This window comes from Paracoccus sphaerophysae (genome assembly GCF_000763805.1).
GTDB classification, from domain to species: domain Bacteria; phylum Pseudomonadota; class Alphaproteobacteria; order Rhodobacterales; family Rhodobacteraceae; genus Paracoccus; species Paracoccus sphaerophysae.
Window position 1 is genome coordinate 18086 of sequence record NZ_JRKS01000016.1, and the last position, 11795, is coordinate 29880.

General features: G+C 71.0%; 9 protein-coding genes. 4 read left to right on the plus strand and 5 right to left on the minus strand.

Going from position 1 to position 11795, the window contains the following annotated elements; genetic code table 11:
* Positions 1–183: 183 nt before the first annotated feature.
* Entirely contained in the window at positions 184–864 is a 681-nt protein-coding gene (locus IC63_RS06925) for a ZinT/AdcA family metal-binding protein (protein WP_036718376.1), read from the minus strand.
* Positions 865–928: 64 nt separating this feature from the next.
* Positions 929–2746 (minus strand): ABC-F family ATP-binding cassette domain-containing protein, encoded by a 1818-nt coding sequence (locus IC63_RS06930; RefSeq protein WP_036718377.1) that lies wholly within the window; start codon positions 2744–2746, stop codon positions 929–931.
* A 194-nt stretch (positions 2747–2940) separates the two neighbouring features.
* Between IC63_RS06930 and IC63_RS06935 the strand changes: the two genes are divergently transcribed.
* The 3 genes from IC63_RS06935 to recG all read left to right on the plus strand — a co-directional run bounded on the left by IC63_RS06935 (position 2941) and on the right by recG (position 8416).
* Positions 2941–3942: a Fe(3+) ABC transporter substrate-binding protein gene (locus tag IC63_RS06935; RefSeq protein WP_036718381.1), complete on the plus strand. Its 1002-nt coding sequence runs from the start codon at positions 2941–2943 to the stop codon at positions 3940–3942.
* 123 nt (positions 3943–4065) lie between these two features.
* Positions 4066–6294 (plus strand): NAD-dependent DNA ligase LigA, encoded by a 2229-nt coding sequence (gene ligA, locus IC63_RS06940; RefSeq protein WP_036718382.1) that lies wholly within the window; start codon positions 4066–4068, stop codon positions 6292–6294.
* Positions 6295–6304: 10 nt separating this feature from the next.
* Positions 6305–8416, plus strand: coding sequence for an ATP-dependent DNA helicase RecG (recG, locus tag IC63_RS06945; RefSeq protein WP_052041933.1), 2112 nt, complete (start codon positions 6305–6307; stop codon positions 8414–8416).
* Positions 8417–8741: 325 nt separating this feature from the next.
* On the opposite strand, the gene IC63_RS06950 is transcribed toward recG, so the two are convergent.
* Positions 8742–9170, minus strand: coding sequence for an iron-sulfur cluster assembly scaffold protein (locus IC63_RS06950; protein ID WP_036718384.1), 429 nt, complete (start codon positions 9168–9170; stop codon positions 8742–8744).
* Positions 9171–9230: 60 nt separating this feature from the next.
* On the opposite strand from IC63_RS06950, the gene hisI reads away from it, so the two are divergent.
* Positions 9231–9587, plus strand: a complete 357-nt coding sequence (gene hisI, locus IC63_RS06955) for a phosphoribosyl-AMP cyclohydrolase (RefSeq protein ID WP_036718385.1) — start codon at positions 9231–9233, stop codon at positions 9585–9587.
* Here hisI and gluQRS read toward each other — a convergent pair.
* Both gluQRS and trmFO read right to left on the minus strand, forming a co-directional pair.
* Positions 9569–10438, minus strand: coding sequence for a tRNA glutamyl-Q(34) synthetase GluQRS (gene gluQRS / locus IC63_RS06960; protein ID WP_036718388.1), 870 nt, complete (start codon positions 10436–10438; stop codon positions 9569–9571). The genes hisI and gluQRS overlap by 19 nt on opposite strands.
* Positions 10423–11757, minus strand: a complete 1335-nt coding sequence (gene trmFO / locus IC63_RS06965; protein WP_036718390.1) for a methylenetetrahydrofolate--tRNA-(uracil(54)-C(5))-methyltransferase (FADH(2)-oxidizing) TrmFO — start codon at positions 11755–11757, stop codon at positions 10423–10425. The genes gluQRS and trmFO overlap by 16 nt, the downstream gene beginning before the upstream one ends.
* Positions 11758–11795 lie beyond the last annotated feature (38 nt).

The window sequence follows — 11795 nt, forward strand, 5'->3', positions numbered from 1 at the left end:
CTGGACGGGTGATCGTTGAAAATGAATGTCCGGCCCAAGGCAGGTGCCCGGCCGGTCGCGGGTATATGAAGGATTCGGCGGCTCAAGTCAATGAGGGCCAAGTCGATGAAGCCCGAGTCAATAAGGCGTGCTGCCGACCCCGGCAAGTCCGGCCGGGGTCGGCTGTGGCGGGACCGAGGCGGCCTAGTGGGCCAGCATCTCGGCCAGCACCGCGGCCGCGTCCATCCGCCAGGGGTAGTAGGTCGGCCACTTGGTCGGTTCGGCCAGCACGGCGGCGCGGTCGTCGCCCCAGTAGAGATGGCTCCAGTAGAGATGATAGTGATCGGCCTTTTCCGGCGCGATCTTGTGATCGCCGAACCGGATATCGCCCGGCGCCGCCGCATCGCCGTCGACCTTGCGGAAGCTGTAGCGCACGCCGCGATTGCCCTTGTCAAAGGTCAGCACCTCGTGCCCGCCATCGGCATACTGGCCCGTGACCGCCCCCGTGGCGCGGTGGAACGTCACCTTGTCGCCGTCGATCTCGATGCGGTCCACGTCGGTTTCGTAGCCGGTTTCGTAATAGGCGCGGTATTCGGCATGGGTCTTGTCACCCTTTTCCGCCTTGGCCTTCGTCCCCGGGTCGAGCGTGCCGGCCATCAGATGCGGATAGACCGACTGCCGGTCGCCCTGCCAGTCGGACAGCGGACGCGCCTGGACCTGGGCGTCGTCGAAATAGCCCTGTGCGACGGTCTTGCCGTCGGTCAGGGCTGCGGCGTGGTCGTGGCTGTGGTCGTGGGCATGGTCGTGGCTGTGTTCGGCGGCCTGCGCCGAAGCGGAGGTCTCGGCGGGACGGGCGGCGTGCCCTGCAGCGGGGGCCGAGGCCATCAGCGCGGTATATCATCATTTTGGCGCGCAACCCCGGATCGTCGGTCCCCGCTTGTCCGGTTGATTACCCCTCGGCCCGCTCGGCCAGGTCCAGCCATTCCTCCTCGGCCGCGGCCAGCGCCTGCTGGCGTTCGGCCAGACCCTCGGACGCCTTGGCGAACTTGGCGGGCGCGGTCTGGAACAGGTCGGGGTTCGAAAGGAACTCGGTCAGCTTGCCGATCTCGGCCTCGAGCCGTTCGATCACGGCGGGCAGGGACTCGAGCCGGTGCCGCTCGGTGAAGCTGAGGCCAACCCGTGCCGGTTCCGCCGGCGCCGGCGCCCCGTCCCACGGCCCCCCCGGCCGGGGCGCGGCAGGGGCCGGCTCGGGGGCATCCTCGCCGCGCTGCGCCTGATAGTCGCTCCACCCGCCGGCATAGATCACCGCGCGACCGTCCCCCTCCATCGCCACGGTGGTATCGGCCACCCGGTCGATGAAGTCGCGGTCGTGGCTGACCAGCAGCACCGTGCCATCATAATCGCCCAGCACGTCCTGCAGCAGGTCCAGCGTCTCGATGTCCAGGTCGTTGGTCGGTTCGTCCAGCACCAGCAGGTTCGAGGGCTGGGCCATGATCCGCGCCAGCAGCAGCCGCGCCTTTTCGCCGCCCGACAGGCTGCCGACCGGGGCGCGGGCCTGCGCGTCGTCGAACAGGAAGTCCTTGAGATAGGCCACGACATGCCGCGGCTGGCCGCGCACCATGACCTGGTCCGACCGCCCCGAGACCCGCATCTGCGGATCGTTGGTCAGCGAATCCCACAGCGAGGCGGTCTCGTCCAGCGCCGCGCGGGCCTGGTCGAAGACCGCGATGTCCAGGTTGGTGCCGTGCGTCACCGAGCCGCTGTCGGGGGCGATCTCGCCGGTCAGCATCTTGATGAGCGTCGTCTTGCCGGCCCCGTTCGGGCCGACGAAGGCGACCCGGTCGCCGCGCATCACCCGCAGGTCGAAGGGGCGCAGGATCACCCGGTCCCCGAAGGACTTGGCGATGCCCCTGGCGTCGATCACCCGCCGCCCCGACTGGGTGGCGCTGTCCAGCGCCAGCGCCGCGGTGCCCTGGCGGCGGATCTGGCCGGCGCGTTCGGCGCGCAGCGCGGCCAGGGCGCGGACCCGGCCCTGGTTGCGCTTGCGCCGGGCGCTGATGCCTTCCACCGCCCAGCGGGCCTCGGCCTTGATCTTGCGGTCGAGCTTGTGGCGGGCCTCGTCCTCGGCCGCCCAGACGGTCTCGCGCCAGTCCTCGAAGGCGTCGAAGCCCTTGTCCTGGCGGCGCATCTCGCCGCGGTCGATCCACAGCGTCGCGCGGGTCAGCCGGCGCAGGAAGGCGCGGTCGTGCGAGATCAGCACGAAGGCCGCGCGGCTTTCCGACAGGGTGCTTTCCAGCCAGCCGATCGCCTGAATGTCCAGGTGGTTGGTCGGCTCGTCCAGCAGCATCAGGTCGGGCGCCTCGGCCAGCAGCCGCGCCAGCGCCGCCCGGCGGCGTTCCCCGCCCGAAGCGGTGGCGACAGGCCGGGCCGGGTCGAACTTGAGCCCCTCGGCCGCGGCGGCGACGCGCCACGCCTCGGCCTCGCCCACCCCGGCGGCCGCGAAATCGCCCAGCGTGGCGAAGGCCGACAGGTCCGGGTCCTGCTCCATGTAGCCGACACGAGTGCCGGCGGGCACGATCACCTCGCCGCGGTCGGGTTCGACGAGGCCCGCCATGACCTTCATCAGCGTGGATTTGCCGGACCCGTTGCGGCCGACCAGCGCCACGCGGTCGCCCTCCTGCACGGTCAGGGACAGGTCATCGAAGACCGGGTTGCCGCCGAAGGTCAGCGAGATGCCGGAGAGTTGCAGAAGGGGTGCGCGCGCCATGATGCGGGGCGGTTACCGCGCCCGCCGCGGGGCGTCAACGAAGCGGGTGATGCGCCGGGTCCGCCGCTGGCAGGTCATCGGCGCCGCTGCCCCGGGGCGTCGCGGAAATGTGTCCGATAAAAGAGCTCAGGTATTGACGGCCCCCACGTCTTTGCGCATCCCTGCGCCCAGTCACCTGACGGAAGGAACCTGCAATGACCCGACTGCTGCTTGCCGCCCTGATCGGCTCGACCGCGATCCCGGCGCTGGCCGAGGAAGTGAACATCTACTCGCACCGCCAGCCCGAGCTGATCCAGCCGCTGCTGGACGCCTTCACGGCCGAGACCGGCATCCCGGTCAACGTGGCCTTCGTGGACAAGGGCATGGTCGAGAAGCTCAAGGCCGAGGGCGACCGCTCGCCCGCAGACCTGATCCTGACCGTGGACGTGGCGCGGCTGGGCGAGGTCAAGGATGCCGGCATCACCCAGCCGGTCGAGGACGCGGCGCTGGACGCGGCGATCCCGGAAAACCTGCGCGACAAGGACCACCAGTGGTACGGGCTGACCACCCGCGCCCGCATCGTCTATGCCAGCAAGGAGCGCGTGCAGGACGGCGAGGTGACGACCTACGAGGATCTCGCCGATCCGAAATGGAAGGGCCGCATCTGCACCCGGCCGTTCACCGACGACTATAACGTCGCGCTGGTCGCAGCCTTCCTCGCCCATCACGGCGAGGCGGACACGGTGAAATGGCTGGAAGGGATCAAGGCCAACCTGGCGAAAAAGCCCGAGGGCAGCGACCGGGCGCAGGTCAAGTCGATCTGGGCCAAGGAATGCGACATCTCGCTGGGCAACACCTATTACATGGGCAAGATGCTCGAGGATGCGGAACAGAAGCCCTGGGCGGAATCGGTCCGCATCGTGTTCCCGAAATTCGAGGGTGGCGGGACGCATGTGAACGTCTCGGGCGTGGCGATGACCAAGTCGGCGCCGAACAAGGACGCGGCGCTGAAGCTGATGGAGTTCCTGGCCAGCGACACCGCTCAGAAGATCTATGCCGAGACCAACCATGAATTCCCGATCAAGGCCGGGGTCGAGCGGTCCGAACTGGTCAAGGGCTGGGGCGAGTTCACCCCCGACAGCGTGGACCTGACCGAGATCAGCCGCCTGCGCCCCGACGCGCTGAAGCTGATCCAGCAGGTCGACGTGGACGGCTGACCGGCCCTCCATGGACCCGTGCGGCCCGCGCCGGATCCCGGCGCGGGCCGTTTCGTCTGCGGCGCTGGACAATGCGCGGGCCGGATCGGTAAGACCTTCGGGCAGCGCCGAAAGGGGACCGAGATGGCAGCACGGCACGACGCATCACCGGGCGCTGCCCCGGACCTCGCGGCCGAGGCGGCCGACCTGCGCGCCCGCCTGGCCGAGGCGAACCTCGCCTATCACACCGACGACGCGCCGCTGATGACCGACGCGGATTACGACGCGCTGAAACGCCGCCTGGCCGAGATCGAGGCCGCCCATCCCGAGCTTGCGACCGATGACAGCCCGACCCGGCAGGTCGGCGCCGCGCCGTCGGAAAAATTCGCCAAGGTCCGCCACGCCCAGCGGATGATGTCGCTGGAAAACGCCTTTTCGGCCGCCGAGGTCGCCGAGTTCGTCGCCCGCATCCGCAGCTTTCTGAACCTGCCCGCCGACGCCGCGCTGGCGATGACCGCCGAGCCCAAGATCGACGGGCTGTCGCTGTCGCTGCGCTATGAAAGCGGCCGGCTGGTGCAGGCCGCGACCCGCGGCGACGGCACCACCGGCGAGAACGTCACCGCCAACGCCCTGACCATCGCCGACATCCCGCAGCGGCTGGAGGGCGCGCCCGACCTGCTCGAGGTGCGGGGCGAGGTCTACATGAGCCATGAAGCCTTCGCGGCGCTGAATGCCGAGGGCGCCGAGCGTATCTTTGCCAACCCCCGCAACGCGGCTGCCGGCTCGCTGCGCCAGTTGGACCCCACGATCACCGCGCGCCGGCCGCTGCGCTTCTTTGCCTATGGCTGGGGTGAGTTGTCGGCGCCGCTGGCCGACACCCAGTCCGGCGCCATCGCCCGGCTGGAGGCGCTGGGGTTCCAGACCACCCGGCCGCGGCTGTGCCGGACGGTCGAGGAACTGATCGGCTATTGGGCCGAGACCGGACAAGCCCGCGCCACGCTGGGCCACGACATCGACGGCGTGGTCTACAAGGTCGACGACCTTGCGCTGCAGCGCCGGCTGGGGTTCCGCGCGACCACGCCGCGCTGGGCGCTGGCGCACAAGTTCCCGGCCGAGCTGGCCTGGACGCGGCTCGAAGGCATCGACATCCAGGTCGGGCGCACCGGCGCGCTGTCCCCGGTCGCGCGGCTGGCGCCGGTGACGGTCGGCGGCGTCGTCGTCTCGAACGCGACGCTGCATAACGAGGACTATATCGCCGGGCGCGATTCCCGCGGCCAGCCGATCCGCGACGGCCGTGACATCCGGGTCGGCGACTGGGTGCAGGTCTATCGCGCCGGCGACGTGATCCCCAAGGTGGCCGACGTGGACCTGTCGCGGCGCACCAACCCGGCGCCCTATGTGTTTCCCGAAACCTGCCCCGATTGCGGCAGCGTCGCTATCCGCGAGCCGGGGGATTCCGTGCGCCGCTGCACCGGCGGGCTCGTGTGCCCGGCGCAGGCGATCGAGAAGCTGCGCCATTTCGTGTCCCGCGCGGCCTTCGACATCGAGGGGCTGGGCGCGAAGCAGGTCGAGGCGTTCTATGCCGACCCCGAACTGCCGATCCGCGAACCGGCCGACATCTTCACGCTGTCCGACCGCAACGAGGGCCGGCTGCAGGCGCGCGAGGGCTGGGGCCCTCGCTCGGCCGAAAACCTGTTCCGCGCCATCGAGGATCGCCGCAACATCCCCCTGGCGCGGCTGATCTTTTCGCTCGGCATCCGGCATGTGGGCGAGGTCGCGGCGGCGACCCTGGCCCGCCATTACGGCACCTGGGCGGCGTTCCGCGATGCCGTGGATGCCGCCGCCCCCGCCGCCGCCCGCCACCGTGCCGCCGAGGAGGCCGTCGCCGCCGAACGCTCCGCCGCCGCATCCGAGGGGCGGCGCGCGGCGGTGACCTCGGTCCGCAACGCCGTCTGGGCGGCCGAGCCTCTGCCCGACGGCGCCCGCGCGGCCTGGGACGAGCTGACCGGCATCGAGGGCATCGGCGCCGTCTTGGCCGAAGCGCTGGCCGCGAGCTTCACCCAGCCGGCCGAGCGCGGCGCCATCGACCGGCTGCTGGCGCATCTTACCGTGGAACCGGCCGCGCCGATCGCCGCCGCGGACAGTGCCATCGCCGGGCTGACCCTCGTCTTCACCGGCACGCTGGAACGGATGACCCGGGCCGAGGCCAAGGCCCGGGCCGAGGCGCTGGGGGCCAAGGTCGCGGGCTCGGTTTCGGCCAGGACCGACCTGCTGGTGGCGGGGCCGGGCGCGGGGTCCAAGGCCGCGAAGGCCGCCGAGTTGGGCATCCGCGTCATCGACGAGGACGAATGGCTGGCCATCGCGCAGGCATGAGGGGGCAGGCGTGACCGACGATCCCCCGCGGCCGGCGCCCAAGGGGCGGCCGCCGATCCTGTTTCCGCTGTTCGCCGGTGTCGACACGCTGCCCGGCATCGGCCCCAAGGCCGCCGAGGCGCTGGCGACGCTGGCCATCACCCGGCCCCGCGACCTGCTGTTCCACCTGCCCTCGGCCGGCATCCCCCGGCGCAGCGTCGCCCGGCTGGCCGACCTGCGGCCGCCGGAAATCGCCACCGTGACGGTGCGGGTCCAGCGCCACGCCCCGCCCTCGGCGCGCGGGCGGCCGTGGCGGGTGGTCTGCACCGACGGCACCAACGACCTGACGCTGGTCTTCTTTCACGCCCGGCAGGCCTGGGTCGAAAGCCAGCTGCCGCTGGGCGAAACCCGGGTCGTGTCAGGCAAGGTCGAGCTGTTCGACGGGCTCGCGCAGATGGTCCATCCCGACCACGTGCTGCGCCCCTCGGACCCGCCTCCCGCGGCGTTCGAGCCGGTCTGGCCGCTGGCCGGAGGGCTGACCCAGCGCAACCTCGCCAAGGCGGTGGCCGCGGCGCTGGACCGCGTCCCGCCGCTGCCGGAATGGATCGAGCCGTCCCTGAAGGCGCGCGAGGGCTGGCCCGACTGGCAGGCGGCGCTGGCGCAGGCCCACGCGCCCGCGCGGATGGAGGACCTGTCGGCCGCCGCCCCGGCGCGCGCGCGGCTGGCCTATGACGAGCTGCTCGCGCATCAGATGACGCTGGCGCTGGTCCGCCGCGACCGCCGCCGGGTGGCGGGCCGCGTCACCCGCGGCGACGGCCGGCTGGTGGACCGGGTGCTGGCCGCGCTGCCCTGGCCGCCGACCGGGGCGCAGACCCGCGCGGTGGCCGAGATCGCCGCCGACATGGCCAGCCCGCATCGCATGAACCGGCTGTTGCAGGGCGATGTCGGGTCCGGCAAGACTCTGGTCGCGCTGCTGGCGCTGCTCAGCGCGGTCGAGGCCGGCGGGCAGGGGGTGCTGATGGCGCCGACCGAGATCCTCGCCCGCCAGCATCTTGCCGCGCTGCTGCCGCTGGCTGAGGCCGCGGGGGTGCGCATCGCGCTGCTGACCGGCCGCGACAAGGGCGAGGGGCGGGGGCAGGTGCTGGCCGATCTGGCCGCGGGGCTGGTCCATATCCTCGTCGGCACCCATGCGGTGTTCCAGCCCGGCGTGGTCTTCGACGACCTGCGGCTGGCTGTGATCGACGAACAGCACCGCTTTGGCGTGGCGCAGCGGCTGGAACTGGGCGCAAAGGGCCAGCGCCCCGACATGCTGGTGATGACCGCGACACCGATCCCGCGCAGCCTCGCGCTGGCACAATATGGCGACATGGACCTGTCGGTGCTGGACGAAAAGCCGCCCGGCCGGCTGCCGATCGTGACCACCGCGGTGCCCGACACGCGGCTCGAGGCGGTGGTGGCGCGGCTGGCCGAGGCGATGGCGCGCGGCGTCCGTGCCTATTGGGTCTGCCCGCTGGTCGAGGAAAGCGAATCGGTGGACCTGATCGCGGCCGAGGATCGGTTCCGGATGCTGCGCGCCCGCTTCGGCGACACGGTGCGCCTGGTCCACGGCCAGATGCCGCCCGAATCGCGCGATGCCGCGATGGCCGATTTTGCCGCCGGCCGCGCGCAGCTGCTGGTCGCCACGACCGTCATCGAGGTGGGCGTGAACGTCCCCGAGGCGACGATCATGGTCATCGAGCGTGCCGAATCGTTCGGATTGGCGCAGTTGCACCAGCTGCGCGGGCGGGTCGGGCGGGGGACCGGCGCCTCGAGTTGCCTGCTGCTGTATCACGAGCCGCTGAGCGAATCGGGCCGCCGCCGCCTGCAGATCCTGCGCGAGACCGAGGACGGGTTCCGCATCGCCGAGGAGGACCTGGCGATGCGCGGCGCCGGCGACGTGATCGGCACCGCCCAGTCCGGCCTGCCGCGGTTCCGCATCGCCGATCTGGAACGCCAGGCCGAGCTGCTGGCGCTGGCCCGGCAGGACGCGCGGCTGCTGCTGGACCAGGACCCCGAGCTGACCGGGCCGCGGGGCCAAGCCGTGCGCACCCTGCTGTGGCTGATGGAACAGGATCGCGCGATCGGGCTCATGTCCGCCGGCTGATTAAAAGTTCTTAAAATGTTCTTTACAAACCCGGACTGGTATGGGAACAAAACAGCAACCCAGAACGGAGTTGCCGCGATGAACCGCTCGCTTTCCATCACTCAGGATACGCTGTCCGACACCGTTGGGCTGGCCGCGATCATCGTCGCGACCGTCGCCATGCTGTGGCTGCCGGCGCTGATCGCCGGCTGACTGCAAGCTGCCGTCAGCTTCGTCCCGTTTCCTCTGCCCCGCGTAGCCTGTGCGATCACTGTCCGATCGCCGCCGCCGTCCCCCGGCTCTGGTCAACGCGCAACTGGCCGGCCCTGGCAGGGGCCGGCCTTTTTCATGCCCCCGCCGCCTCGGCCGCCGCCTGCCAGGCCAGCAGGATCGAGGCGTGGCGGTTGGGGAAATCCCGCGCCGGCGACAAGGCCTTGGCCCCGGCGAAGGCGCCGGCGGGTGCCGGGCCTCCCTGGGTCAGCATGGCGCGAAGCGCGTCGCGGGCGGCGGCCAGCTCGGCCGGGGTGCGGCCGATCACCGCGCCCCCCAGCACCGCGGCCGAGGCCTGGCCCAGGGCGCAGGCCCGCACCTCTTGCGCGAACTCGGCCACCCGGCCGTCGGCCAGCAAGACATGCGCCGTCACCGTCGATCCGCATTGCGGCGAGCGGAAGGTCGCGCTGCCGGTCGGGGCGGGCAGGCGGCCCAGATGCGGGATGTCAGCCGCCAGCGCCAGCAGGCGACGCGAATATAGTGCCATCAGATCGTCGTCGGCCATCGGCTTTCCCCGCGCACAGTCCGGGGATAGATAGGCGCGCGGCCCGGAAAGGAAAACCAGATGTTCGACCCCGCCACGCTTCGCTTTGACGGCAACGGCCTGATCCCGGCCATCGCGCAGGATCATGCCTCGGGCGAGGTGCTGATGCTGGCCTGGATGAACGTCGAGGCTGTTCGGAAGACGCTCGAGGAAGGTCGCGTAACCTATTGGTCACGCTCGCGTCAGTCGTTCTGGACCAAGGGCGAGACATCGGGGCACACCCAGCGTCTGGTCGAGATGCGGGTCGATTGCGACCGAGACTGCCTGCTGCTGCTGGTGGAACAGACCGGCCCGGCCTGCCACACCAACCGCCGGTCGTGCTTCTATACCGCGATCCGCGACGGGGCCGAGATCGAGCTTCACAGCCCGATCAGCTGACGCACGTCCTGCGGCGTCAGCCCGGCCGCGCGATAGCTGGCGATGGCGCGGGCATCGTCGCGCTTGGCGAGCCGCTTTCCGGCATCGTCGCGGATCAGCCGGTGGTGGTGATAGGCGGGGGTGGGCAGGCCCAGCAGCCGCTGCAGCAGGACGTGGATATGGGTCGAATCGAACAGGTCCTTGCCCCGCGTCACCAGCGTGATCCCCTGCGCCGCGTCGTCCACCGCCACAGACAGGTGATAGCTGGTCCCCATCCCCCGGCGGGCCAGCACCACGTCGCCGATCCCGTCGATGAAATCCGCCGCCGCCAGCCGATGCGCCTGTCCGGGCAGGATGCGCTGGTCGTGAAACGCGATGCCGTCGTCGCCCAGCGCCGCGAAGGCGCGGCGGACATCCAGCCGGATCGCATCGTCGGGGCCGGCGTCGCGCATGACGCGGCCGCGGCAGGTGCCGGGATAGACCGGGCCGTCGGGGCCCAGTAGCGGCGCGGCGCCCTCTTGCGGGGCCGACAGCGCCCCGGCGATATCGGCGCGGCGGCAGCGGCAGGGATAGGTCAGGCCCATCGCCGCCAGCCGGTCGAGCGCCGCGGCATAGGCGGGCAGGCGGTCGGACTGCCGCATCACCGGCTGCGGCCAGTGGAGCCCCAGCCAGCGCAGGTCATCGAAGATCGCGGTCTCCCATTCCGGGCGGCAGCGGGCGCGGTCGATATCCTCGATGCGGATGAGGAACTGTCCCGGATCGGCCAGCCGCGCCGCGGTCAGCGCCGCGAAGGCGTGGCCGAGATGCAGCGGCCCGGTTGGCGAGGGGGCGAACCGCGTTCGCGTCGGCGTCGGGGTCAGCCCGCCAGCCATGCCGCGAAATCCGCCTTGGCGCGTTCGGTATAGGCCGGATAGCGATCCTTGCGCCCGCGCCGCCCGCCCCGCCCCTCGACCGGCGGGAAAAGCCCGAAATTGACGTTCATCGGCTGGAAGGTTTTTGCCTCGGCCCCGCCGGTGATGTGGTGGACCAGCGCCCCCATCGCCGTCGTCTGCAGCGGCGGGCCGAGGTCGCGCCCCAGTGCCTCGGCCGCGGCCATGCGGCCGGCCAGCAGCCCCATCGCGGCGCTTTCGACATAGCCCTCGACCCCCGTGACCTGGCCCGCAAAGCGCAGGTTCGGCCGCGCGCGCAGCCGCAGCCGGTCGTCGATCAGGGTCGGGGAATTGAGGAAGGTGTTGCGGTGGATGCCGCCCAGCCGCGCAAAGCTTGCGTTCTGCAGGCCCGGGATCATGCGGAACACCTCGGTCTGCGCGCCGTATTTCATCTTGGTCTGGAAGCCGACGATATTATACAGCGTCCCCAAAGCGTTATCGCGCCGCAACTGGACGACTGCATAGGGTTTCTCGGCCGGCTTGTGGGCGTTGGTCAGCCCGACCGGCTTCATCGGCCCGTGGCGCAACGTCTCGCGGCCCCGCTCGGCCATCACCTCGATGGGCAGGCAGCCGTCGAAATAGCCGGCGGTCTCGCCCTCGTGGAACTCGGTCTTGTCGGCGGCCAGCAGCGCGTCGATGAACGCCTCGTAGTCGTCGCGGGTCATCGGGCAGTTGAGATAGGCAGTGCGCTCGTCCTCGGTCTCGCCCTTGTCATAGCGCGACTGCCGCCACGCCACCCCCATGTCGATGGTGTCGGCATGGACGATCGGCGCGATGGCGTCAAAAAAGGCCAGCGCATCGGCCCCGGTTTCGGCCTGGATCGCCGCCCCCAGCGCCGGAGAGGTCAGCGGTCCGGTGGCGATGATCCACCGGCCCTCGCGGGGCAGGTCGGTAATCTCGCCCGGCTGGATCGTGACCAGCGGTTCGGCCCGCAGCGCGGCAGTGACCGAGGCCGAAAAGGCGTCGCGGTCCACCGCCAGCGCCCCGCCCGCGGGCAGCTTGTGGCGGTCGGCCATCGCCATGATGAGCCCCTCGGCCGCGCGCATTTCCCAGTGCAGCTGGCCCACCGCGTTCATCACGTCGTCGTCCGACCGGAAGCTGTTGGAACACACCATCTCGGCGCAGTCGCCGGTGCGATGGGCGAATGTGCCGAGGGCAGGGCGCATCTCGTGCAGCACCACGGGCAGGCCGGCGCGGGCGATCTGCCAGGCGGCCTCGGACCCGGCCATGCCGGCGCCGACGATGTGGATGGGGTCGGTCATGGCACGGACCTATCAGCGGCGGCGGTCATGCAAAAGGG